Below are 23,355 nucleotides of genomic sequence, written 5' to 3'. Positions count from 1 at the left end.
CGAATTCAGTGCTGCTCCGCGCCAACAATTGCGTCCACCGCGCCCGTGCTATACAACAGCCAAACGTATCGTGATTGACACAACGCCGACACACTCAAGGACTGGCCGTGACGTTCATTTCCTACGCTCAAAACTTCGAAGACATACGGCTGTGGCGCGCCCTCAAATCGGTGGAAAACGGCTTTTACCTCGACGTCGGCGCCAACCATCCGACAGATGATTCAGTCACCCGAGCGTTTTACGACCGCGGCTGGCGCGGCATCAACATCGAACCCGTACCGGCCTACTACGACGCCCTCTGCCAACAACGCCCCCACGACATCAACCTGCAATGCGTGGCCGGCGAAAACGCCGAAAGCCTGACCTTCTACACCATCGCCAACACCGGCCTGTCCACGGTAGAAGCCAACGTCGCCCAACAACACCGCGACGCCGGCATGGACGTGGGCACCCAGACCGTCCAGTCCCGCACCCTGGCCTCCATCTGCGAGCAATACGCCCAGGATCGCCCCATCCACTTCCTGAAGATCGACGTCGAAGGCCACGAAGAAACCGTGCTGCGCGGCATGGACTTCGGCCGTTGGCGCCCCTGGATCATCCTCATCGAAACCCCATGGGCCCGCGACCAGACCTGGGAAACCCTGGTGACCGACGCCGGCTACCAGCCCATCCTGTTCGACGGCATCAACACCTACTACCTCGCCGAAGAACACCTGGCCCTCAAACCCGCCTTCGACATCCCCCCGTGCAACCTCGACGGCTTCCAACTCTGCAAAGGCCACAAATTCAGCCACCCCATCGACGACACCGACCAACAACTCAGCGCCGCCCTGCAACGCGCCGAACAGGCCGAATCCCAACTCCACGCCATGCAAAACAGCCGCACCTGGCGCGCCCTGAACAAACTGCGCAACCTGCTGCACCGCGCCTAAGCCGGACCTGCGCAAAAATAGTCAGAATTCAGGGGTTTACAGAACGCACCCAATCGCTATAATCGTCGCCCACACGCCGGTATAGCTCAGTTGGTAGAGCAACTGACTTGTAATCAGTAGGTCCCGGGTTCGACTCCTGGTGCCGGCACCATACAAGGTTCCAGAGAAGGCTTTCAAAATCTCTGAAACCCCCGAAAAACCCCCGAAAAACCCGCCTTCTGGCGGGTTTTTTCGTTTTGGCGTTCCATCGGTTTCCGTCAGAAACTGGTGGATTCCAACCGTTTTAAGGGTAGAGTTTGGGATACAGGTCACTTCGATAAAAGGGAGTACCCTTATGTCGCGCACCACAGCTCCGCTCTCCGACGCAGCTTGCCGCTTGGCAAAACCTACAGACCGCGCCTACAAGCTTTTCGACGGCGATGGCCTCTACCTCCTAGTCCAACCCAATGGCCGCAAAGGCTGGCGGCTCCGTTACGTCAAACCTGACGGACGGGAAGGACTGACCTCGTTCGGCAACTACCCCGTCATTGGCCTCGCCGATGCGCGCCGCAAGCGCTTGGAAGTCAAGCGAATGCTGGCGGATGGCGTTGATCCTATAGAGACCAAGCACCAAGCTAAGGCGGAAGCCGTAATCAAAGGCAGAACCTTTGAAAGCGTTGCGCTCGACTGGCATACGGAAATGTCGGCCAAGTGGGCACCTGGCCATTCCAAGACAGTGATGAGCCGCCTCAAAACCCACGTATTCCCGCTGATCGGCGCACGCGCCATTGTTGATCTCGACACCCATGACCTTATGCAGCCCTTGGAAGCGATCAAGAAGCGCGGAACGATAGACGTTGCTTTAAGGGTACAAAACTACCTTCAAAGCATCATGCGAGAGGCAAAACGCCTCCGGCTTATCACTGTAAACCCTGCTTACGACCTCGAAGGCTCGATCAAAGCCCCGCGGGTGGTACATCGCCCCGCTCTACCCTTATCGCGACTGCCGGAACTGCAGGAGCGGATCGACACCTATAAAGGCCGGGCACTTACTCGTCTGACGGTGATGCTGTCGCTGCATGTGTTTGTACGCTCCAGCGAGCTGCGTTTCGCACGCTGGAGCGAGTTCGACCTCAAACGCGGCACCTGGGAAATCCCAGACACTCGGCCAGCGCTGGAGGGAGTACCCTTTTCCACAAGGGGTACGAAGATGGCCGGGGACATCCACCTTGTACCCTTATCGCCGCAAGCGGTGACGCTACTCGAACAAATCCATACGCTCACAGGTAAATTCGCATTGGTCTTCGCAGGTGATGCCAAACCCTGGAAGCCCATGTCCGAAAACACGGTGAACAACGCGCTACGGACGATGGGATACGACACCAAAACCGATATCTGCGGACATGGGTTTCGTTCGATGGCCTGCAGCGCACTGATCGAGTCAGGACTGTGGTCCGAGACTGCCATTGAAAGGCAGATGAGCCACAAGGAACGCAACAACGTCCGAGCCGCTTACATCCACAAGGCCGAGTTCATCGAGGAGCGCAGGCTGATCATGAACTGGTGGAGCCGGTATCTAGAGGCCAACCAGCAGGAGCATGTCACTCCACACGAGTTTGCAAACCAGACCGGGACGAACGTCACGCGGCTCAAGGCGAAAAGCCGCTTGAGGGAGTAGGCCGTTAGCCTACTCCTCGTCCTGCCCACCAACGTACGCTTTGTACGCCTGCCTTTCATGAGTCGGTTTGGACGGAAATGCCAACTGAATCTGCCTACTTTTCACCATTCCATTCAGGTACTGCTGACGGAGGGCATCTGGACTGCGCTTTACCAAATTAGCCAACACGTTGAGCGTCAGATAGTGCTCCTTGCATAGGGTGATAATCACCTGTTGCATACGATCCTTTTGCATGCGCTCTCGATTGCGCGGCTCCTCAGCCAGTATTTCGAGCTTTTCTCGAAACCCTGCATCAAGCCTGTCCAAAGCATCGATCAGCGGCGCGTCAATATGATCGCTCAACAAGCAGCCATCATCGTTTCGCTGCATATCCAGCTCGACCTTATGTTCGGAGCTACCTGCGTTATGTTCGGAGCTAGCCCCGTTATGTTCGGAGCTGCCGGCGTAATGTTCGGAGCTCTGTAGCGGACCTGCGAACACTTGCTCCGGCGTAGGCAGTTGCTCACCCGGCAGGTGATAAATCATGCCCCGTGAGCGCCCGTCGGGCACAAGGAATCCCTCGCGTACCAACCGCGCAAGCAGTTGGCTCAAGTCATGAGCATGAGTATCACAAATCTCAAGGAGACGATTATGGCTGACCACCCGCTCAATCGCGGCCGTGGCCAAAATCAACCTGGCAGTATGTTCCAAGCTCTCGAAACGAACCCCAAATCGCTCTCGTAACTGCTCCACCACCCCTTCAGGAAGCAAGTCCAACATGCGAAGCTCAAGAAGGGTTTGCTCGGGCTCGGGCTTTTCATAAAGGGCTGGCGGTCGCCAATGCTGGCTGCGCCACCCACTGTAGATTTTTGGAACCCCAGAACCACCACGCTCGCCAAGACCGATAAGAAGAAACATTTGGTGCATTAGCCTGTTCCGGCAATCGCTGGTACCACCTTGCAACACCTGCTCAAGGGGTAAACGTAAGCCGCCTGGATTGCGAAAGCCAAACAAGTCAGGACGCTTCACGACTAACACAGAAACCCGCCCGGTATAGTCCGCATGGACCAAGGTATTAACCAAAGCCTCGCGCAGAGCTTCATGTACCGGTGTGTCATCCTGGCGCTGATCACCTTTGAGAGCGAACGGTACCTTTAGGTCCTCAACCAACTTGCGATAAACCCGCCGGTAGAAATCAAACAGATTTCCTGACCAGGTTCCATCAGGGACGAGTCTATCCACCCAACGTAGTTCTGTTTTGGCCTGCGGCCGCTCCTGATAGTCCACAAAGTAATGCGGCACACTCTCTTGGATCGAAAGCCAGCGTCCGAACATCAGTAAACCTGCCAGAGTCAGCCCTTCGACTCCGTTCGCTCGGTCCTTTCGCCAGCCGCCTATCTGTCGAAGAAACTCAATCCCTTGGTGCTCCAGCGCTGGATGGCCTGGCTTTATGTCGCTTAGCATCTGGCGGTAGATACGCAGACTGTCCGGATCGATGTCTGCGAAGTCGTAATTTGGCAAAATCCGCTCGTCCCGACAGTCCTCCACTTGCTCTGCGAACATGCGGCGAACATCTTCCTCAGAGCAACGCCGATCACCCTCATGTAATCGACGATAAGTGTTACCTAGCGGCTGACCATTGAGAAATACCGGCTTCTGCTTACGCGAAGCCGCCGGGATTTTCACTTCAAGTACCTGCTTGCCCTCCAACTCTCTGACGACCACCTCCCGGTCAGTCAGCAGATTGACACTGACCTTGGCCGGATTGTTGAGGGTATTGAACAGGTCAGTACGTACTTTCTCGATATTTGATAGGCCTGCAACGCTGAACTGCCCATCCTTCTCGCGCACGCCAAGCAGTACTACCCCACCCTGAGTGTTAGCAAAAGCGGAGTAGGTTAACCAGAAATCCTTAGGCAACTCTCCCTTCCCATCCTGCCCCTGAGCGAGCTTGCATTCGAGCTCGACAGATTCAACCAGCGAGGGCAGGTCTTCAAGGGTGTGGGGATTGAGTGACATCAAAGACTTCCTAAATGATCAGCCTGCTTCACGTAGCTGCAAAAGGTCGAAGAAAAGACATACGTGCGGGGATTGTACTCAGTCTTCCATAGTCGCACGCAACTCGACGAGCGGAGACTGATCATGAACTGGTGGAGCCGATTCCCTGTCACGAATCAGCAGGAGGATGTCACTCACGACTCTGCACGAATGTCACACGGCCAAAAGCCAATCGCGGCGCAGCAAAGTAAGCGTACGTTCTCGAAATCTCGATGATCCGTTTGTCCACGCGGGTCCATCCAAACAGGGCTGCAAAGCCGCCCTGCTTGGATGGACCTCACTTAAAAAATCTAAAGCTCATCCAACTGTCTGTGGAAAACCACGGATTTCCACCGGTGGATAATTTCATCCACAGCCGCAGTACTCCCGAAGATTCGAGCCTTGACCCAAATTATCCACAGGCGTAGAAAAGATCCGGCAAAGCGCTGTCGTTGACAGCAACCCAGGTAGCCAGAACCTTTAAGGCTACGCCATACCGTGGTGGTTCCCCCAAAGTGCGATTAGCGTCCGGCGGCTCGCACGGTCACAGCGATGTGATGGATGCCCACTTCTACCAGAGTGCCACTGCGGCAACTCATACCCTTTTATAGCTGCCCTGCAGCAACCTATTCGCTTGGCCATTTCATTGCGCCAACCTGCGCCCGTCTCTTTCTCCCGGAAAGAGACGGGCGCTCCTACCGCTGCTGCAGCCCAACTCGTACAAGGCTTTGCGGCACTCCCCCTCGTGACAATCGGCGTGACAAACACCGAAGTAACCAACAATAGCGATGCAGATGATGGTGCCGCAGTCCAAGGAACGGACTGCACCTGACTGACAGTCAGGCATGCCCCGGTCATCGCATCACTGCCTTCACCCAACTCAGGATCTCGCGACGCTGGTCTCGTCAGCCAGCGCAGCCTCCACCCGCCCACTTCTTTGGAAGTGTTCAGGAGGCCGGATCATGAGATGCCCAAGCTCCCGGTCGTAAGGAGCCGTAAGTCCCGCGTTAGTGGACAACCCTCACAGGTCGCAGGGGCCTTGATCCCTGATAACACTCAACATTCGTGGCGGGATGACGTGAGGAAGGTTTGAAACGTTTTGGCTTCAAGAGGAGTTCGATCATGGCACTGGTAGGTAAACGTGACGGGCGTAATTTTGGCTATGGCCGGCAATTGAGTTATGCCGGGCCGCAGGCGTTGAAAGACATGTTCGGCGGAGGGCATTACGGGACCGTCAAAGCGCACAGTGATCGTTGGCTGGCATTTGTACGATGGTGTCGGTCTGAGGATGGGCCCGGGTTTAACGATGCGAGGCAAATTGATTGGCGGACCTTGCTGGACTACGCCGGTCATCTGCGTCACCAAGTTGAACAAGGCGCTATCAGCATCGCCACCGCGCAAAACCGGTTGTCCAGCGTAAACCGAACCATGGCCGCACTTCGCGGTGATCAGTATGTGAAAGTGCCGAGTCCGAGCAAGACGCTGGAAATGCGGCGGAACAGTGTTCGTCGCTCGGTGCCGCAAGGCCAAGACCGCGAACACGTGAAGCGGATCGTCGACGTGCTCTGCGAACACCAAATGCCGCGTGCGGCGGCCATCGCCCAGTTGGCGCGAGCCACCGGCATGCGCTTGCGCGAGGCCATCTTGGCCGACCTTTCGCGCCTGCGAAGAGAAGCCGAACACTACGACAAGATCAACATCCAGGATGGCACTAAAGGTGGCCGCGGCGGCGCAACCGCGCCTCGTTGGATCAGGGTGGATGACCATATTCGCGAAGCGCTTAAATTTGCAGAACAGGTATCGCCTGCGGGTGGCCGCAACCTGATTACGCCAAGCGAAAATTACTTAAGTGTTCTGCGGGAAGTCGTCCGTCCGGCGCGAGACGTCCTACATGCACACAACCTCAAAGGTTTTCATGAGCTACGGGCGGCGTACGCGTGTGAACGCTATGAGCGGATCACGAATCACCGCGCGCCGATCAACGGCGGGGAATGTTGCGGGATCAATCGGTGCCTTGACCGCGAGGCCCGACGACAAATCAGCTACGAATTGGGGCACGGTAGGATTGATGTGGTTGCAGCCTACATCGGGGGGCGGACATGAGTAAGCCCTTCGATATGGAACTGTTCTTGGCTGCGGTGCTGACGGGGTCGTATGCAACACGGCAACGCCATTTGCGTCAAGCGAAGCTTATTCAAATGGAAATTGCAGAGCGTTGGCAGCGAAAGACGCCTTGGCAGAGAAAACATGTCGCATGGTTCTTAGATCATCGCCTGACCCAGCGCAGTAAGGCGACGAAGTATTATTACTTTTTGACAGTACGGCTGCTCGTCCGTCGTTTAGGAAGATCATGGGTATTCAATCACTTAGCGGACAACTGAATTGATACCCACACTAACTGCATATTTAGATTACGTGTTTGGATATGTATATCTTTGGCTTCAACCCGAATCCTTTGACAAGCTTGTGCCATGATTCCACAGCCAGAAGGAACTGAATGGAGTTGTAATCTGTAATCTTTCTTATGTCCCCCTCAAACACAAACCACAAGGAAGCTGTTTTGATGGCCTTATCGAATTTTATTGTTTTTCTTTTGATCAACTCTACAGAGTCCTTGGATTGCTCAATATTATAAATGAGCTCAGAGTTTGTCTCAGAAATTTTCACGGAAATAATCTCACCCGACTTGAATATGTCAGCAATCTCGACCCGGTACTGATTTTTCTTTTTCTTTAGCGACTGAATTAGAGTCAACTGTCGATCAAGCAATACAAATCCACGCTCATTACATATTTTCTGGTTAAAATATGCTTCTCGGTAAGTAAGCTTATCATCGACCGGCTCATTGGCGGCAATTTTTCGCTCTTTCTCGGCTTTCCAATTCTGAAAATCCGCTTCTACTAAATCCTCCTCAATAACTACATCAATACTTTCCAAGGAACGCTTTAGATAATCCATAAAAGTCTGATTGAAAACAAACCACTCTCCACTTTTCAGAAAGTAATCTGCACCATCGAAGGATATCGGGAAATCCAGCAGCTCTTTAAGTGGCTTGGTAAAAGCCCCAGAATCCTCATTCTTAAACTGAACGGAGAGCTCATTAATATTTGTAATCCCCGCATGATCTCGAATGAACTCCGAGACATTAACAATATCAAGCGTATTCCCTAAATCTTTGCGATAAATGTCATCTGCAGTTCTTGCTGAAATTCGATAATCGTAGTCATGAAAACTAAAGCATATTGTAACTCCGTGCACTTGGAATTCTTGAATGGCAACTTCTCCCTCCCCACGCTTCAAGCTCTCAAACGCAACAGCATCCAGTTCAGCGCCCAACTCATCTGTCACAGCCTCTAATTTAGGCAAGTGGATAATTTTGTCGTCCTGGTAACTTCTTTCGATTTGCTCGAAGATTTCTGACAACTCGAGTGGTGCCTTATCCATGTCCATTTGGATGGAGTCTGCAAATATAATATTACGTTTCCCCCAGACATCTTTGTCTGCTGCTTTTAGCTTGAGATGATCAACTGATTCGCCCGGCTCGTAGCTATCAATCTGAAATTGTTGGTACGACGAAACATCCTGTCTTTTAGTACCCGTAAAATAGCGGCTTTTCTTCAGAAGGATTGAGTTTTCGTCCGCCATGCGGATAGCCAAGTCAATGCCAAAATCAAGCTGAATAAACTTAGACAGATAAAAATGCGACTTCCCCAAACTGACCGCATAGATCGTTTCAGGCTGGGCTGTATGTTGACAAAGCAACATCCCAAAATTGAAGATATTTTTAGGCGCTGGCAAACCATCTTTAAAGAAGGTTCGATACGTATCCCACCACCAAACGTCGTTCCCCGGATTAACTTCAGAATAGTAAAATGTTTTCGAGTAAGCTTGTGCAACATGAGTTTTCTGCTCAGCCAGACCTACTGCCCGGAGCTTTTCTTTGAGTTGTTCCAGCTTATGGGGTTTTACTTTGTAAATATTATAAGTATTAGCCATGCCCGCCTCCGTTGGAGTACCTTCCCTAGCGAGCACCAAAGGTGCCATTTCTGAATTTCCAACGCAATATGTGCGGGAGGTATAAGTTGGCCAATTCTCTTGTTTTCTCCGTATAGCTGCGTTTACTTGCGATACAGCTCCAGCCGCATACAAGCAACCACTTGCAAAATGCTCCCGGTTAAGATGCAAATTCGCTTGCCATTTTGGAGGGGGCGCCTTGGGGTAGTTTTAGAGGTAGAAAGCAGAGCGATTATCTGAAATTTTTTTAATAATCATAAATTTAAGATCCAGTACGACTCCTGGTGCCACCATACAAAACAAAGCCCTCGCAGAAATGCGAGGGCTTTGTTGTTTCTGGGGTGTTCACTTCCCCCTAAAAACCTGTGGGAGCGAGCTCGCTCGCGATGAGGCCATCAACCCCACCGACAATCTTTCAGCCAAGACAACAGGCAGCCGTCCCTGGACCGGCTTAACCAAACAGCACTTTTTGCCAGTGATCCTCCCCCACAATGGCCCATTTGATGAGGGCCAGTGAGGCTCAGACAGAGGCGGCCACAGGTGCCAGGGTCGGGCCGTGGTCTACACGCTCGGGAGCCTTGTGCACCATGGTGTAGGCATAGTCGACGCCCATGCCGTAAGCACCGGAGTGCTCCTTCACCAGATTCATGACGGCGTCGTAGGTGTCGCGGTTGTTCCAGTCACGCTGCCACTCCAGCAGCACCTGCTGCCAGGTGACCGGCACCACGCCGGCCTGAATCATGCGCTGCATGGCGTAATCGTGAGCCTCCTTCGTTGTGCCACCGGAAGCATCGGCGACCATGTAGATCTCGTAGCCGGCATCGTGCATGGCGGAAAGTGCAAATGTGGTATTGCACACTTCAGTCCAAAGGCCAGAGACGATGATTTTATTACGGCCATTGGCTTTCAGCGCGTCACGGACTTTCTGGTCGTCCCACGAGTTCATCGAGGTGCGCTCCAGCAGAGGCGCGTCAGGAAACACAGCGAGTAATTCGGGATATGTGTGGCCGGAGAAGCTATTGGTTTCGACGGTGGTGATAGTGGTTGGCACGTTGAAAATTTTTGCGGCCTTCGCCAGAGCGACCGTGTTGTTCTTCAGCGTCTGGCGGTCGATGCTTTGCACCCCAAAGGCCATCTGGGGCTGCTGATCAATGAAAATCAGTTGGCTGTTTTGAGGGGTCAAGACTTCGGTTTTTGGATTGTTCATGGTGGTTCCCTTTAGTGAAATGATGGTCTTCTAATCTCTTTGCGGGCCGGGCCAATCTTCTGTCCGCTGAAAATCACGGAAGGTTGTTGGCGGTAGGTGCGGCGCCGATTTCGAGTTCAAGGTAACCGATCATTCACGATTTTAGGGGCGCATTAATGCGTCTCCAGAGACGCATTAATACGCCCTTATAAAATCATTTGCGGTGCTAGTCTCTGGCTTCCCACAACTCGGACTGCCGCTGTGCGAGCAGTCTGTTCTACGCCAGGAGAATGCAATGTCAGCTTCGCAACCGTTCGGAAAGAAAACCGCTTACTGGGGAGTCGCATGGGAAGAAAGCTACGGCTACCCGCAGGCCAGACAAGTCGGAAACGACATCTATATATCCGGCCAATTCAACCATGATGAAGACGGCAACCTGGTAGCTCCTGCCCCACTCGATAGCGAAGGCAAGCCCAGTGATTTCTCTTCGATGGGAGAGCAAATGCGCGCTTCCTACGACAACATCTCCAAGTTGCTTGCACTGTATGGCGCAACACTTGAAGACGTGGTCGAAGAGACGCTTTATGTGCTGGACATGGACGCGGCGTTTGCCGTGGTAGGCAATGTTCGCAAGGCTGCGTTTGGCACCGAGCGGCCCCAGTGCGCGAGCAACATCATCGGCGTATCGAGGCTCGCACAGCGTTCGCAGTTGATCGAAATTGTCTGCAAGGCGGTCATTGGCTCCGGCACCCGCTAAGACGTGCTCCCGGTTTCGTCTACGAAACCGGGAGAGCTCGCTGGCCTTCGACCAAGGGCTTGAGTTCGGCAACCGCCGCTGCGCAAAACGTCATGAACGCCTTGACTCGCCATGATTTTCGAATGTCCTGGTGAGTCAGCAGCCAAAGCCCATCCTGAAGTTCAGGCACAACCGGGCCGACACGCACCAATCCCGGCGTGATGTCACCCAGCATGCAGGGAAGGAACCCAAAACCAAGACCCGCTACAATCGCAGCGCTTGCAGCGGCAACGGAGTCGGTACGATACGAAATGCAATCGGGGTGAACTCTGCTATCAACGTAGCTCGTTGCTTTGAGGCCGCATAAAGCTGCCGAGTAAGATACCCACGCCTGGCCTTCTGCGAAAGGTGTCGAGGTCGGTGCGTTTTTATCACTGCCGTATGGCGCCCAGGCAATTGTCGCGAGTTTGCGCCCAACCAAACTTTCAGCTGGTTTATTGGTCGCCCTCACCGCAATATCCGACTCATCGCGGGCAAGACTCAATGTCTGATTGCCTACAAGTACTTCAATCGCTATCCCTTCATTCAGAGCTTTGAATTGCGCAATGATAGGTGTGAGGAAGTACAGCAGCAGCGAATCGCTGGTGGTGATGCGGAGTTTTCCGAGTGGCCCCTGACCCGCCCGTGACACACGCCGTGCGACACTAACGATATCCAGTTCGACTCGCTCGGCGAGCTCTCGCAGCTCTACGCCTTCCGCTGTGAGCATGTATCCCGAGCGGCGGTGATCGAAGAGTGCAACTCCAAGTGTTTTCTCAAGCTGGGCCACTCGACGCGATACCGTGGATATGTTGATCCCCAGTTTTTTGGCAGCATCAGTGCGATTTGCGCATTCACTGAGCGCTTTGATAATGCGCAAGTCGTCCCATGAGAGCTGGGCCACAGCATCACTGAAATCCGATCTGCCCCCCTTTTGCACTGCCTGGCGTGATGAACCGATGTTAGGTGGCGTATTCACGCGAGATATTCCAAATAGCATGTTCGCTCATCATACGAAAAGGCTAACGGGGAACAAAGTAATTGGGGTATCCCCAAGTTTGTGCCAATCGCCCGCTACTCTCCAACCGTCGCTGCCAATTCAGCGACCGGGCCTGAGAACCCGAGTAAGATGCAGGCGCTACAGCGCCCGAACCACGTTTTGCGGCGTTTTTTTATGTCCGCATTCCGTGCAATGGCGGCTGTGCGTGGGAGACCTTCGGGTCTGCCGGGTTCCTGTATCTCCGGTTTCTCAGCCTGCGCACAGCTGCCACCCATTCGCCTGAGAACGAACGTGGCAGCTCCCATCTGATATGGGAGTTTATCGATGCATGCCATGGATCTGCTGCAGTCTCGCTTTATCGCTTTGCTAGTCATCGTCCGCCGCCAATTGGCGAATGGAGGTGCGCAATGACCCATCCCAAAGACCTAAAAACCCCAGGCCTAACCCCCTTCTGCTACCACTCCGACCGCCCACTCTTGCGCGTCAACAGCGACATACCCATCGGCTAAGCCCTGTCCCACGCTTCCGGTCTGCTCCACGTCGCCAAGGTCCTGGCCGAGGACGCGGCGATGATTCGCGGTACGGATCGGTATGCCTGGGCTTCGTGTTATTTGCAGGATATGAGCAAGGCCGTCATCGATGACGTGGTGAAGGTGCTGGAGGCGCCGGGGAGTAATCCGGCTTAAGAGCTGCAAACCCAATGCTGCTCACGAGCGGGGCAGCCTTGGATTTTATCTGCCGGAGCAGATCAAAGAAGGGCTGCTTCACGCCCATCGGGGATAAATCCCCTCTCCACAGGTTCACTCTGTCCCAGGCCCAAACAGTTGGCGCTGTATTCATCTAATCATTTCCCCCGCCGATAGCCTCAGATAAGAGCATGGGCTACCCCAAGGCTCTGCTGGCGCTCGACTACACTTCCCAGAATTCCCCCGCTCCAGGAGCAGTAAGCGATGAAGATCCGCACCAAAATCATAGGCTCGGGGTTGGTCAGTCTTTCTTTTGCGCTATTGCTCGGCGGTATAGGGCTGTGGGGTTATCACTCCATGACCGAGGCCCTGGTGCAGAACGAGACCAGTATTTCGGCCATGCGCAAGCACATGGAGGCGGACATGATGCACGACGCCATTCGTGCCGATGTGTTGGCGGCATTGCTGGTGGCACCGGGGGACACTCAGGCGGCCAAGGAGGTGACGGAGGCATTCGATGAGCATACGCAGCGGATGCGCAAGGTTATCGCCGAAAACGCCGAGGCCAAGTTGCCGGGGGATGTCGCCAAGGCAATTGGCGAGCTTAAACCACAGGTCGAAACCTATATCGACAAAGCCAAGCAAATAATCGGCAAGGCACTGAGCGGTGCCCAGGATGGCCAGGCGTTGCGGGCAGAATTCGACAAGGCGTTTTCAGCGCTGGAGGAACGCAACGAAGCGGTGAGCGAACTGATCGAGAACCAGGCGCAGTCGTCCCGCGAGCATCAGGACAGCAGCATTCAAACGTCGCAAAGTTGGTTGCTCATCACCTTGCTGGCCACCTGCGTGGCGCTGGCGCTGTTGTCGTGGAGCCTGCTCAAGGCAGTGCTTACGCCGCTGAACAAGATCATCCTCAATACCCAGGCGATTTCCCAAGGGGATCTGCAGCGGTCGATGGGGGCTCAAAGCAAAGATGAGCTGGGTCAGCTACAAGGCGTGATCGAGCAGATGCAGACCAATCTGCGGCAGATGATCGCCACGATCCGCGGCCAGAGCGATGAGTTGCATGGTACGTCCCGGAATCTGGGCGATACGGCGCGGCAGATTGTGTCCAGTGCCGACCAGCAGGCCCAGAGCGCGACCAGCATGGCGGCGAGCATGGAGCAGATGATGGCGAACATCAGCCAGATCCATCAGCACGCCGACAGCGCCCGGACGATTTCGGCGCAGTCCGAACAATTGGCGAGCAGCGGCGGCCAGGTGATTCTCGGGGTGGTAGAAGGCATGAACCGGATCGCCGAGGTGGTCAACCAGTCCTCCAGCAAGATCACCGCGCTGGACGCCTCGTCCGAGGACATTCATTCCATTATCCAGGTGATCAAGAGCATTGCCGAACAGACCAACCTGCTGGCGCTCAACGCCGCCATCGAAGCCGCCCGCGCCGGCGAGGCGGGCCGTGGTTTTGCGGTGGTGGCCGACGAAGTGCGCAACCTGGCGGCGCGCACCACCCAGTCTACCCAGGAAATCACCGCGATGATCGAGCGCATCCAGTCCAGCGCACGGGATGCGGTGGCGAACATGCAAGCGTGTGTCAGCCGCGTGGACGAAGGCGTCAACCTGGCCCAGCAGGCCGGGGTGTCCATCAGCGAGATCCGCACCGGCGCCCGGCATGCAGCCGAAGTGGTGGAGGAAATTTCCCAGACCATTGCCGAGCAATCCAAAGCCAGTGATGAAATGGCTCAGCGGGTGGAGTCGATTGCCGAGCAGTCCCGCGAGAACACCCGTTCGATTCACAACCTGACGCAAACGGCGGATCAATTGAACGATGCGGCGGGATCGATGCAGGCTTCGGTGCAGCAGTTCAAGATTTGATCAATCAGGCCGTAGCAACTTCCCGTTTGATCGTTCCCACGCTCCGCGTGGTAATGCCGCCAGGGACGCTCTGCGTTCCGCATGGTGACGCAGAGCGTCACGGGATGCATTCCCACGCGGGAGCGTGGTAACGATCAATCCGAGCTAGCAAAAGTCCCGCTCACACCTGACTCACCTCGAACACAAACGAAATCTCCCGCTTCTGGGCGCTCCAGACGTACCGAATATGCTTGCCCTGCACCGGAATCGAAACCGCCGGAGGGCGAAACGCGGCCACGCATTCGTGGCCGGACAGGCGGACGCTGTTGTACAGCAGCCCCCACGACAAGGTTTCACGCAGTTGCCGGGCGAACACTTGGGACGGACCATAGGCGGTAGGGTCCGGGTCGTGGAGGTGGGGGTAGTCGTGGCGGATATCGTGCAGAGGTTTGACGACCTTGTTGACGTAGGTGCGCATGGTCAGCTCCAGGTCTGGCTCGTTGGTCGCGCCAAGGAATCGCGCCTGGTGGTAGCAGGTCTCGGCGATGGCCGCTTCCTGGCTGCTGGCGGCGTAGTAGACGCCGAAGGTGCCGTCGCTGAAGCGGCTGCTTTTGCCGATGTGGGTAAACGCCGCCATCACCGGCGAGGAGCCGGGCCCGGAAATGCGGTCCTCGGGGCGGACCCGGGACAGCACGCCGGCTTGCTCCATCAGCCGATCGTTGGTCAACGCTTCCAGGGCATAGGCCGTGGGCAGGTCTTCAGGGTCGAGTACGTCTTCAAACAGCGAAATCGGCGGGAAGCTGCTGTTGACGATCCGATAGGCCCGTTTCCATTGCGGGTCCGCCAGTGGTGGCATCATCAACCGCGCACTCCGTCGAGGTATCGCCGCACATCGGCGATGTCTATCACGCGGCCGGTCAGCATGTAGGACAGTGCCGACTGACCGTTGAACGGTGCCGCGGTGTTCGGGCTGCTGACCCATTGATAAGCACGGTCCCGGCTGTTGCTGAAGATAATGCTCAGTGCCTTGTGGATACCCATGAGGTAGGAAATGCGCTCGAGCGTATCGCGAGGCAGCTTCACGTTTTCCGGCAATTGTTTGTATTTGTAGAAGGTCGTGTTTCCCACCTTGCCTAGCAATGTGCGCTGCTGCTCGACGCTGCAGCCCCAGAGCGCCATGAGGTTGAAGAAAAACTTCAATGCGACTCGACCCGCATCCGGGGAATCCAATTGTTGCTGCGCATTGAGAGTGATGGAGGAAGTCGCCATGGGGTTGGGCTCCTTTATCGCGGGGTGGTGTTTAGAGGATAGTACAGATGTGGATTATTTTTAAGTTTTTATTCGCAAATGTACTCTGTCGATGTTCTATTCGAACAATTCGACATGGCTTTGCAGGTCAACAAACGTAACCAGCTTCCCACTAATGGGTCTTGGCCAGCATCTGTTGAGCAAAATCCCCAAATCCCGCATAAGCTCCAACCATCGCCTGCCGACGCTTTTCGGCACAAAATCGCGACAACCGTGGCAAGGTGCATGATGATAGCCAGCATGCACTGCCTGGCCCGGACCAGGTGCACAACAATAGCGAGCCCACTTAAGCAGAGGGCATTACCTCATGGATAGCAGAACCCTACGCAACCTCATGCGTATCGTGCAGACCGGCTCGTTGTCGGCAGCGGCCGAGCATTCGTGCCTCACGGTGCAGGCGTTGGCGGCGCAGTTGAACAAGGTCGAGGAACAGTTCGGTTTCCGGTTGTTCCGGCGCTCGAACAAGGGCCTGACGTTGACGAGCCAAGGCTCGGAACTGACCCCCTTCATGGATCAGGTGCTGGTTGCCACCCGGCAGTTGGAGGAGAAAGTCGCGGCGCTCAAGACCCCGCGACAGCGCACTCTCAAAATGGCGCTCAATACCACCCTGCCGGCGGAGTTCAACCGGCGAATGATCGACCGGTTGATCGCTGTGTTCCCCCAGTATCAACTGGAATTCAGCTACGCCGAGTCGATGGAGAACCTGAGCAAACTCAGGAATGAAGATTTTGACCTGGCGATCCTGATCGGCCAGCAACAGGGCGGTTTTACCAGCATCACCATGCCGGATGTGCAGGTGCGGGTGGTCGGCGCCCATTGTGGCGATGCAGACGATTCCCTTGGCCTGCTCGGTGACAAGTTTCAGGTGCGTCCGGCAGAAGAATGCCCGTATTCCCACAGTTTCCTGCGCTTTCTCGACGCCGGCCTGGGTGAATACGGGTCGAGCCAGCGCATGGTGTATTCCTGCAGTGAGACGCTGACGTTGTCATTGATCACACAGCTCGATGGCTTGGGGCTGGTGTCCCGGGAAGCCGCGCTGCGCAACGGCCTGGCGATTTTCCCGGATTTCGAGGATTTCCTTGAGGTTCGCCTGGCGGTGAACAATCCGGAGTTGTCCGGCCAGGCACTGCACGATGTGGTGGACCTGACGCTACAGGAACGAACCGAGCGCGATGTACGCCGCCGTGCCCACCGCCACACTGAGAAACAGGTTGCGGCTGAAATACGCACATAACAGCGTCGGAATCGCGGCATAAAACTCAGGGCGGTCGAGTTGTATCTGCTGATCCTTGATCAACAAGGGAGTCAGACTGATGGCAGCGACGATCGCCACTGGCAGGTATTCCAGGGCGCGGGCAATAAAGGGCGGCCAGTGTTCGGTATTGATCTGCAACGGCAGGGCGCGCGGCAGGAAGGTCACGGCCATCATCAGGACCACGACCAGGATCAGGAACGTTTGGTCAGGCATACGCCTACCCCGCAGCCAACGAACGTGGCAATGAAGACATTGAATGGCGAGCTGCCCAGCAGGCTCAGCCCGCCCATGCAGACGACAGCCGCCAGGGCTGCGATCAGTTTGTTGCGGGTGTTGCACAACGAAACCAGCACATAGAGCATCATCGCGGTCAACGCATAGTCGAGCTGGTATTTGATGAGGTGCGCCGCGTATTGCGCACATACGGCGCCCAGCAAGCCACCCAGTACCCAGGATGTGTGGCAGAACAGGTTGAAGCCAACCAGGTAGCGCACACTCACCGGCGCCCCGCTGCCGAGCTTGACGCTGTGGAACGCGAACGACTCGTCCGTCAGCCCCGCCGCGTAGCACCAGCGCTCGAAACGGCTGAGCCCCAGCGCACGCAGGGCCTTGGCCATGTAGACCGACATCAGCATGTGGCGGGCATTGATCAGGAACGTGGTGAGCACGATGGTGGTCAGCGACGCGCCGCTGGAAATCAGCGCCAGCGCCGCGAATTGCGAAGCGCCCGCGTAGACGAACAGGCACATCGCCACCGGCAACCACAAGGGCAACCCGGCGTTGACCGCCATCAGACCGAACACAAACGAAACCGTGAAATAACCCGCTACCACCGGACTGGCTTCAGCAAAGGTACGCGAGGCTTGTGGTTCGACCGCCAGCGGCTGGCTGGAAGTCTTGTTCATAAATCCCTCTCGAAGGTGATTTCGCCCCGGGGCTCACAGAAGCCCTGGGCCGCCCAGAAGCGCTTGCCGGCCAGATTAGCATCGTCGACAAAAAGGAACATGCGCAGCACGCCGACCCGTTTCATGTCAGCCGACGCGGCTTCAACCAGGCGCTGGCCCAGGCCTTTGGCGCGATGCTGCATGCTGACCGCCAGGTGATTGATCGTGCCACGGGTACCGAGCATACCGCCGATCACGGCGCCCACCACGTCACCGCTCGCATCGATAGCCAGGTACGCGGTGGTGGTTTCCTGCAACAACACACCGCGCAAGAATCGGGCGTCCTGCCATTCGCAGAACGACACTTCGTCGAAACCGCGAAAAAATCGCTCCAGTCGCTCGGCATCCCGGACCATGGCCCGGCGCAACAGGACCTGCTGCGTCGGGTCGTCCATGGGTTCGAGCCGTTCAGCGAACAATGTCGAAAGCGGTCCCGGGCCGCGAGAAGGAGATGGCCAGGATCTGCCGGTACGCCATGTCATGGCTATGGGTGTTGCGCGCCGGGGTCACGTAATGGCGCATGTCGCGATCCAGGAAGAACGTCGTGTCGAGGATGTCCTCGTAGGTCGTCGCCGCCAGCTGCTCTTCCTGGGCGCTGTACAAACGGCTTTCCGCACCCGCCACATTCTGGCGACCCCAGAAGTGCACGCCGCTGAACGGATAGCCATCACAGTGAATCCCTTCGGGGGTGATTTCCAGTTGTTTGCCCGGCTTGATCTCGATGCGGATCTGATGGATCTGGCACTGCCAGATTTCATCGTGCAGCTCCTGCGGCAGGACGTTCTTGTAGACCTCGAAGTCCGTGTCGATCAGGCTGCGCATCACCGGCGAATTGATCACTTCGTTGGAGAAGTCCTGAAAGTGCCGCTCCAGTCCACCGACATAGCTGTTGTTGGCCTTGGACTGAATGTAGGCCCGGTGTTCGAGCTGCGTGAGCTCGCGGGTCGTAGGGTTGTATTCGAAATCGCTGTAGCGGCGAAAACGCATGCCTGACTCGGCCTGGCCGTAGTAGCTGTCGGGCTCCATGTTTTCCCAGCTTTTGGTCAGCCGGACAAAATCGCCGAAATGACCGTAGAGGTTGAAGTCTCCACCGCGAACATTGACGTATTTGTCACGTCTTAGCGCTTCGCCCACTTCCCTGTTCAGAACGATCATTTTTCATAGGTCTCCGCTGCATTGAGCGGCCTAATCTAGTAGGTGCAGGATTTACGTCCATGAGAAAGTATTTGAGGCATTTCAAGCGGCGCTTGAAACGGTGGCAAAAATTGCTTGAGTACGACTTTTGTTCGGGAAAACAGGCGGTTCCAGCGGTGTTTTTTGCGCTGAAAGCCAAAAAGACCCGAGTTTGAGGTCGCAACGCTATCCACTTCAGGCAGGTTTGAATCAATTGTGGCGAGGGAGCTTGCTCCCGCTTGAGTGCGCAGTGCTCACACCAGAAGGGCTGCTGCGCAGCCCAGCGGGAGCAAGCTCCCTCGCCACGGTTTTATAGACTTACAACCTGATCAGGCATCAGAAGACGTTGATCGGGTAATCCACGAACACCCGCAGCTCATTGCCGCTGACGTTGTACTCGCTGGACTTCTGCGACACCCGCAGCACGGAACTGCGTAACCTTACGCTCAAGTCCTTGGCCGGACCGCTCTGGACCACGTACTTGAACTGGTTGAAGATCTCGCGCTCGGTGCCGCCTTCGCTGGTCGAGGTGGTGATGTTATCGCCACGCACATAAGCAACGTTATAAGTCAGGCCCGGTACGCCGAAGGTGGTGAAGTCCAGGCCATAGCCCAACTGCCAGCTGCGTTCGTCTTCAGCGTTGAAGTCGGACCAGTAGGAGTTGGCCAGGTAGATCGTATTGCCGCCATCACCCACCCGATTCTGCTCGCGCTGATAGCCACCGTAGGCATAACCCAGGTTGCTGTCGCCGGTGCTGCGCTGGTGGGCGAGCGTGAAGCTGTGCGGACCCGTGGCGAAGGTGGCAGCCAGGCTCCAGATCTTGTTGTCATCGCCAGTGACGTTGTTTTCACGAACGTAGCTGTTGTCCAGCTTGGTGCGATAACCGTTGAAATCCAGGGTCAGGGACTGATCCTTGGCCAGCGGGAACACATAGTTGGCGTTCACGTATTGCTTCTTCAATACGTCTTCGACATCCGAAGCGTAGAGCGAAGCCTTGAACTGCTCGGTGAACTGATAGCTACCGCCCAAGACGTTGATCGACTTCAGGCCACCGCTGTCGCGGCCTTCAGCACTCTTGCGCGATTCGGCGGTGAAACGGCCGGCATTGAGTTCCAGGCCCTTGATCTCCTTGGAGGTGATCAATGTGCCGGTGTAGCTTTCCGGCAACAGGCGCGAGTTGTCATAGCTGAGCACCGGCAGGGCCGGCATCTGGTCGCCGTAGGCCAGCACGGTGTTGGAGACGCGGAACTTGACCGCTGCCCCGAACTTGGACAGGTCATCGGCCGCGTTGCCGCTGTCGCCTTGCTTGAAGAAGTCGATGCCACCCGCACCGCTGCGGCCTTTGCCGCCGTCCAGACGCAGCGCGTACAGGCCGAACGCATCCACACCGACACCCACGGTGCCCTGGGTGAAGCCGGACGAGAAGGTACCTATGGCTGCCTGGCCCCATTCGGCCTTGTCTTGGTTGCCATCTTTGTAGTCGCGGTTGATATAAGCGTTGCGCAACAGCACTTTCAAGCTGCTGTCTTCAACGAACCCCTTGGACTCAGCCTGGTCATTGGCCATGGCGTGTGTCGTGCTCAAGATCCCCAGTGCGATCAAACTAATGCGCTTGTTCAACATGTTTATTTTCCTTGTACGGGTTGATACGCACTGTGGCGGGCAACCGAAATGGCGCTTTTTGCGCTCTTTTTCGGACTCTTGCTCCTGGAAATAATGAAAAGGCCCGCCCACGAGTGATCGTGTCGGGCCTTTTTATTATTTAAGAGTCATGGCTGTTAGCCACAGGCGTAGGACGAATCCTAGTCGCGCCCTCAACGGTGTGTCAATTTCGTGAAACGTCTGTAATCAGGCAAAAAATGTCTAAGAACTGCTCACCGCGAACAACCGTCCAGACCGCAGGCCGCTGGTGGCGTGGAGGCCTGAACCGGCGTGGCTTGCGCCAGCCATTGGACGAATGCCTCGGGCTTGCCGAGCCAGGGGCCGATGTCGATCAGCGTGAACTGGCCGTCCTGCTCCAGGGCCAAGGTCGGGAAACCCTGGCCGCCGACCTGGGCCAGCAAGGTACGACTGGCCTTGATATGCCCCTGCACGTCAACCGCGCGCAACGCCGCCAGGAACGCCTGGGCCGGCAGGCCAATGGATTGAGCGAACTCCAGCAGGACGGTTTCGTCAGCGATGCGCCGACCCTCGACGTAGTGCGCGGTTTGCAGGCGCCCGAGCAATTCCAGGCCGTGGCCGCCGAGCTGTTCGGCAGCGAGGATGGCGGCGGTCGGCGGCGCCGAATCGAACACGGCGCGGTGGTCACGCAGTAAACCTTCAAAGTAGGCCTCGCCAAACGGCTGCCCGGAATATTCGGCGATGCGCCGGTCGTGGGGCATCACGTAATCGCGCAATTGCGGCGAAACCTGCTGGCGATTGGCACCGGTCATCATACCGCCGCCATGAGCAATCACCGGCAATACACTTCGGGCAGCCTGCACCAGCGGCTTGGCGCCGTAACACCAGCCACACAGCGGGTCGTAGATATAATGAAGAGTGGCCATGAGGACTCCGCTAACCATGGGAATTGGATGGCAGCAGGGTAGTCTTGAGAGCGCTGCGGAAAAACGCTGAAACGGTTTTCAGTGTGTTTCGTGAATCGGTCGAATATCCCCACTGAATTTGCCCCCCTATATGGGAGTTGGCTAGCTCCTCTAGGATTCGTGCGAATTTGAAAGCCTGCGGATACAAAAAAAAGCGCTGCCATCCCGGCCAGCGCTTTTTATCAATCCGTCGAATTCTATCCTTGCATCACATCCCACAACGCTTCCAGCTCCGCCTCGCTGAACAGGCCAACGGGGTAACGCTCAACGATTACCTGGCGCGGATCAGGTTCTCTGATCTGACGTGTTCCGTTGGATTTCAACCATTGAGCCAAGGCTTGAAGCGACTCACCATTAACGGCCAAGGGATGGCATGTGCGCTCGCTTATCGTATTCATTCCAGCGCCCTCTCCTGGTTGATGAGCGGCCAATTTATCCAAGGTTTATGACAAAACAACTCAGTTCTCTCCCCAGAACTGCCGAAGTACAGATACAAGAGCTATGCCAATGTATCCGCCACGCCAATAAACAGGCACAAAAAAACCCGCGCGCCAATCGGGCCGCGGGCTTGCCGGCATGGATCCAAAACCGCCCCCCTAGAGCCGGCGCGGTCGATGTCACCCAGCTGTTACATCGCCACTCATTTTGCGCGCGGTGCAGGTTGCTGTTGAGTAAGGCAATGGATATTGCCGCCACCCAGTAACAGTTCGCGCCCTGGCACCATGACCACTTCGTGCTGCGGGAACAGGTTCTGCAGGATGTCCCTGGCCGGTGCGTCCAGCGGATCGTCAAAACTTGGGGCGATGATGCCGCCGTTGACGATCAGGAAATTCACATAGGAACCGGCTAGCCGTACGGTCGGGTTGCGCTCTTGGGACCCTTGCACCGCGTCGACACCGGCACATTCCTCCTCGGTGGCGTACAACGGCCCCGGAATCGGCATTTTGTGCACTGTGAACGGGCGTCCCTTGGCATCAGTGCTGTTTTGCAGCACGTTCATCGCTGCGTGACAGCGGGTGTAGTTCGGGTCTTGCGGGTCGTCGGTCCAGGCAAGCAGGACTTCACCTGGCCGCACGTAGCAGCAGAAGTTATCCACATGGCCGTCGGTTTCGTCATTGAACAGACCGTCCGGCAGCCAGATGATCTTGTCCACCGCCAACTGCGCGCTGAGCACTGCCTCGATCTCTTCACGGCTCAAGTGCGGGTTGCGATTGCGGTTGAGCAGGCACTCTTCGGTGGTGATCAGGGTGCCTTCACCATCTACATGGATCGAGCCGCCCTCGAGCACAAAACCTTCGGTGTGATAACGCGGGCTGCGCTCGATCTCAAGAATCTTGCTGGCCACTTGCGCATCACGGTTCCACGGTGCATACAGGCCGCCGTCGAAACCGCCCCAGGCGTTGAAATCCCAATCGACACCGCGCACTTCGCCGTTGTCATTGATGACGAATGTCGGCCCTGTGTCGCGAACCCAAGCGTCGTCGCTGGACATTTCCACCAGGCGGATATTCGGCACATCGAGACGCGCCCGGGCATTTTCGTATTGGGCCGCAGACACCGCCACGGTCACCGGTTCAAAACGGGCGATGGCCTTGGCGACCGCTATGTGGGCGGCCTGTGCGGGCTTGCCGCCCAGGCGCCAGTTGTCCGGGCGCTCGGGCCAGATCATCCAGACCTGGGTCTGGGTCGCCCACTCGGCAGGCATGTGGAAACCATCCGCGCGGGGAGTGCTGTGCAACGTTGTCATGGGTCATCTCCTGGGCGATGGGCAGTGGCAACCTTATAAACGATAAATATCGACTAATAAAGCCAGAAAAACTAACACCCATCAAAAAATAGCGCCAAACATCGACAAAAATCGATTTTATAAATTAATGCGAACCCAATGGGAGCGAGCTTGCTCGCGATAGCGGTGGGTCAGCCAAATCAATATTGGCTAGGACACCGTCATCGTGAGCACGCTCGCTCCTACA

At 56.2% G+C, this 23,355-nt stretch carries 21 protein-coding genes, 1 tRNA gene and 1 pseudogene; 9 read left to right on the top strand and 14 right to left on the bottom strand.

Annotated elements, in window-relative coordinates:
- Positions 1-107 precede the first annotated feature (107 nt).
- From BT116_RS09860 to BT116_RS09850, 3 genes are all read left to right on the top strand, one after another.
- Positions 108-932, top strand: coding sequence for an FkbM family methyltransferase (locus BT116_RS09860; protein WP_072342833.1), 825 nt, complete (start codon positions 108-110; stop codon positions 930-932).
- Positions 933-1,007: 75 nt separating this feature from the next.
- Positions 1,008-1,083, top strand: a tRNA-Thr gene (locus tag BT116_RS09855).
- 183 nt (positions 1,084-1,266) lie between these two features.
- Positions 1,267-2,589 (top strand): tyrosine-type recombinase/integrase, encoded by a 1,323-nt coding sequence (locus BT116_RS09850; RefSeq protein ID WP_072342830.1) that lies wholly within the window; start codon positions 1,267-1,269, stop codon positions 2,587-2,589.
- 9 nt (positions 2,590-2,598) lie between these two features.
- Here BT116_RS09850 and BT116_RS09845 read toward each other — a convergent pair whose 3' ends face one another.
- Complete coding sequence (locus BT116_RS09845) at positions 2,599-4,587, bottom strand: RNA-binding domain-containing protein (protein WP_072342827.1); 1,989 nt, start codon at positions 4,585-4,587, stop codon at positions 2,599-2,601.
- Positions 4,588-5,727: 1,140 nt separating this feature from the next.
- Here BT116_RS09845 and BT116_RS09830 point away from each other — a divergent pair.
- A complete protein-coding gene (locus BT116_RS09830) occupies positions 5,728-6,708 on the top strand; it encodes an integrase domain-containing protein (protein WP_072342818.1) in 981 nt (326 codons plus the stop codon).
- Positions 6,705-6,986 carry a hypothetical protein gene (locus BT116_RS09825; RefSeq protein ID WP_072342815.1) on the top strand — a complete coding sequence of 94 codons (282 nt, stop codon included), beginning with the start codon at positions 6,705-6,707 and terminating at the stop codon, positions 6,984-6,986. The genes BT116_RS09830 and BT116_RS09825 overlap by 4 nt, the downstream gene beginning before the upstream one ends.
- Positions 6,987-7,011: 25 nt before the next feature.
- Here the strand turns inward: BT116_RS09825 and BT116_RS09820 are convergent, their stop codons facing one another.
- Positions 7,012-8,601, bottom strand: a complete 1,590-nt coding sequence (locus BT116_RS09820; RefSeq protein WP_072342812.1) for a DUF6119 family protein — start codon at positions 8,599-8,601, stop codon at positions 7,012-7,014.
- A 538-nt stretch (positions 8,602-9,139) separates the two neighbouring features.
- Positions 9,140-9,826: a hydrolase gene (locus BT116_RS09815; protein ID WP_042730239.1), complete on the bottom strand. Its 687-nt coding sequence runs from the start codon at positions 9,824-9,826 to the stop codon at positions 9,140-9,142.
- A gap of 274 nt (positions 9,827-10,100) precedes the next feature.
- Here BT116_RS09815 and BT116_RS09810 point away from each other — a divergent pair, with 274 nt between their 5' ends.
- Complete coding sequence (locus BT116_RS09810; RefSeq protein ID WP_072342809.1) at positions 10,101-10,562, top strand: Rid family hydrolase; 462 nt, start codon at positions 10,101-10,103, stop codon at positions 10,560-10,562.
- Positions 10,563-10,581: 19 nt separating this feature from the next.
- Here BT116_RS09810 and BT116_RS09805 read toward each other — a convergent pair whose 3' ends face one another.
- The gene (locus tag BT116_RS09805; protein WP_371856166.1) at positions 10,582-11,541 is read right to left on the bottom strand and encodes a LysR family transcriptional regulator; all 960 of its coding nucleotides are present in this window, start codon (positions 11,539-11,541) and stop codon (positions 10,582-10,584) included.
- 446 nt (positions 11,542-11,987) lie between these two features.
- Between BT116_RS09805 and BT116_RS09800 the strand changes: the two are divergent.
- Together BT116_RS09800 and BT116_RS09795 are read left to right on the top strand one after the other, a co-directional pair.
- Positions 11,988-12,266 (top strand): annotated as a pseudogene (locus tag BT116_RS09800) (DUF3077 domain-containing protein).
- A 264-nt stretch (positions 12,267-12,530) separates the two neighbouring features.
- Entirely contained in the window at positions 12,531-14,138 is a 1,608-nt protein-coding gene (locus BT116_RS09795; RefSeq protein ID WP_072342805.1) for a methyl-accepting chemotaxis protein, read from the top strand.
- A gap of 160 nt (positions 14,139-14,298) precedes the next feature.
- Here BT116_RS09795 and BT116_RS09790 read toward each other — a convergent pair whose 3' ends face one another.
- Both BT116_RS09790 and BT116_RS09785 read right to left on the bottom strand, forming a co-directional pair.
- Positions 14,299-14,976 (bottom strand): RES family NAD+ phosphorylase, encoded by a 678-nt coding sequence (locus tag BT116_RS09790; protein WP_072342802.1) that lies wholly within the window; start codon positions 14,974-14,976, stop codon positions 14,299-14,301.
- Positions 14,976-15,386, bottom strand: coding sequence for an MbcA/ParS/Xre antitoxin family protein (locus BT116_RS09785; protein WP_072342799.1), 411 nt, complete (start codon positions 15,384-15,386; stop codon positions 14,976-14,978). Before BT116_RS09785 ends, BT116_RS09790 begins: the two co-directional genes overlap by 1 nt.
- A 346-nt stretch (positions 15,387-15,732) precedes the next feature.
- On the opposite strand from BT116_RS09785, the gene BT116_RS09780 reads away from it, so the two are divergent.
- Positions 15,733-16,659 carry a LysR family transcriptional regulator gene (locus tag BT116_RS09780; protein ID WP_072342796.1) on the top strand — a complete coding sequence of 309 codons (927 nt, stop codon included), beginning with the start codon at positions 15,733-15,735 and terminating at the stop codon, positions 16,657-16,659.
- Here BT116_RS09780 and BT116_RS09775 read toward each other — a convergent pair.
- From BT116_RS09775 to aguA, 8 genes are all read right to left on the bottom strand, one after another.
- Positions 16,576-16,893 (bottom strand): AzlD domain-containing protein, encoded by a 318-nt coding sequence (locus BT116_RS09775; RefSeq protein WP_063323390.1) that lies wholly within the window; start codon positions 16,891-16,893, stop codon positions 16,576-16,578. The genes BT116_RS09780 and BT116_RS09775 overlap by 84 nt on opposite strands.
- Complete coding sequence (locus BT116_RS09770; RefSeq protein WP_003196767.1) at positions 16,872-17,585, bottom strand: AzlC family ABC transporter permease; 714 nt, start codon at positions 17,583-17,585, stop codon at positions 16,872-16,874. Before BT116_RS09770 ends, BT116_RS09775 begins: the two co-directional genes overlap by 22 nt.
- Entirely contained in the window at positions 17,582-18,019 is a 438-nt protein-coding gene (locus BT116_RS09765) for a GNAT family N-acetyltransferase (protein WP_170845933.1), read from the bottom strand. Before BT116_RS09765 ends, BT116_RS09770 begins: the two co-directional genes overlap by 4 nt.
- A gap of 13 nt (positions 18,020-18,032) precedes the next feature.
- Positions 18,033-18,779, bottom strand: a complete 747-nt coding sequence (locus tag BT116_RS09760; protein WP_003196764.1) for a 2OG-Fe dioxygenase family protein — start codon at positions 18,777-18,779, stop codon at positions 18,033-18,035.
- A 354-nt stretch (positions 18,780-19,133) separates the two neighbouring features.
- On the bottom strand, positions 19,134-20,420 hold the full coding sequence (locus BT116_RS09755; protein WP_072342793.1) for an OprD family porin: 1,287 nt from the start codon (positions 20,418-20,420) through the stop codon (positions 19,134-19,136).
- Between the two features lie 251 nt (positions 20,421-20,671).
- Positions 20,672-21,343 (bottom strand): DsbA family protein, encoded by a 672-nt coding sequence (locus tag BT116_RS09750; protein ID WP_072342791.1) that lies wholly within the window; start codon positions 21,341-21,343, stop codon positions 20,672-20,674.
- A 236-nt stretch (positions 21,344-21,579) separates the two neighbouring features.
- Complete coding sequence (locus BT116_RS09745) at positions 21,580-21,780, bottom strand: hypothetical protein (protein WP_072342788.1); 201 nt, start codon at positions 21,778-21,780, stop codon at positions 21,580-21,582.
- A gap of 242 nt (positions 21,781-22,022) precedes the next feature.
- Entirely contained in the window at positions 22,023-23,129 is a 1,107-nt protein-coding gene (aguA, locus tag BT116_RS09740; RefSeq protein WP_072342784.1) for an agmatine deiminase, read from the bottom strand.
- Positions 23,130-23,355: the final 226 nt, after the last annotated feature.

This window comes from Pseudomonas sp. NFACC16-2 (assembly GCF_900119205.1).
Taxonomy (GTDB): domain Bacteria; phylum Pseudomonadota; class Gammaproteobacteria; order Pseudomonadales; family Pseudomonadaceae; genus Aquipseudomonas; species Aquipseudomonas fluorescens_Q.
Note: the sequence above shows the minus strand (reverse complement) of the source record. Positions and strands in the feature narration are given on the sequence as shown.

Bases quoted from the DNA above. Each gene is read 5' to 3' on its own strand.
- BT116_RS09850 (WP_072342830.1), top strand. From the start codon at position 1,267: ATGTCGCGCACCACAGCTCCGCTCTCCGACGCAGCTTGCCGCTTGGCA.
- BT116_RS09845 (WP_072342827.1), bottom strand. From the start codon at position 4,587: ATGTCACTCAATCCCCACACCCTTGAAGACCTGCCCTCGCTGGTTGAA.
- BT116_RS09830 (WP_072342818.1), top strand. From the start codon at position 5,728: ATGGCACTGGTAGGTAAACGTGACGGGCGTAATTTTGGCTATGGCCGG.
- BT116_RS09825 (WP_072342815.1), top strand. From the start codon at position 6,705: ATGAGTAAGCCCTTCGATATGGAACTGTTCTTGGCTGCGGTGCTGACG.
- BT116_RS09820 (WP_072342812.1), bottom strand. From the start codon at position 8,601: ATGGCTAATACTTATAATATTTACAAAGTAAAACCCCATAAGCTGGAA.
- BT116_RS09815 (WP_042730239.1), bottom strand. From the start codon at position 9,826: ATGAACAATCCAAAAACCGAAGTCTTGACCCCTCAAAACAGCCAACTG.
- BT116_RS09810 (WP_072342809.1), top strand. From the start codon at position 10,101: ATGTCAGCTTCGCAACCGTTCGGAAAGAAAACCGCTTACTGGGGAGTC.
- BT116_RS09795 (WP_072342805.1), top strand. From the start codon at position 12,531: ATGAAGATCCGCACCAAAATCATAGGCTCGGGGTTGGTCAGTCTTTCT.
- BT116_RS09790 (WP_072342802.1), bottom strand. From the start codon at position 14,976: ATGATGCCACCACTGGCGGACCCGCAATGGAAACGGGCCTATCGGATC.
- BT116_RS09785 (WP_072342799.1), bottom strand. From the start codon at position 15,386: ATGGCGACTTCCTCCATCACTCTCAATGCGCAGCAACAATTGGATTCC.
- BT116_RS09780 (WP_072342796.1), top strand. From the start codon at position 15,733: ATGGATAGCAGAACCCTACGCAACCTCATGCGTATCGTGCAGACCGGC.
- BT116_RS09775 (WP_063323390.1), bottom strand. From the start codon at position 16,893: ATGCCTGACCAAACGTTCCTGATCCTGGTCGTGGTCCTGATGATGGCC.
- BT116_RS09770 (WP_003196767.1), bottom strand. From the start codon at position 17,585: ATGAACAAGACTTCCAGCCAGCCGCTGGCGGTCGAACCACAAGCCTCG.
- BT116_RS09765 (WP_170845933.1), bottom strand. From the start codon at position 18,019: ATGGACGACCCGACGCAGCAGGTCCTGTTGCGCCGGGCCATGGTCCGG.
- BT116_RS09760 (WP_003196764.1), bottom strand. From the start codon at position 18,779: ATGATCGTTCTGAACAGGGAAGTGGGCGAAGCGCTAAGACGTGACAAA.
- BT116_RS09755 (WP_072342793.1), bottom strand. From the start codon at position 20,420: ATGTTGAACAAGCGCATTAGTTTGATCGCACTGGGGATCTTGAGCACG.
- BT116_RS09750 (WP_072342791.1), bottom strand. From the start codon at position 21,343: ATGGCCACTCTTCATTATATCTACGACCCGCTGTGTGGCTGGTGTTAC.
- BT116_RS09745 (WP_072342788.1), bottom strand. From the start codon at position 21,780: ATGAATACGATAAGCGAGCGCACATGCCATCCCTTGGCCGTTAATGGT.
- aguA (WP_072342784.1), bottom strand. From the start codon at position 23,129: ATGACAACGTTGCACAGCACTCCCCGCGCGGATGGTTTCCACATGCCT.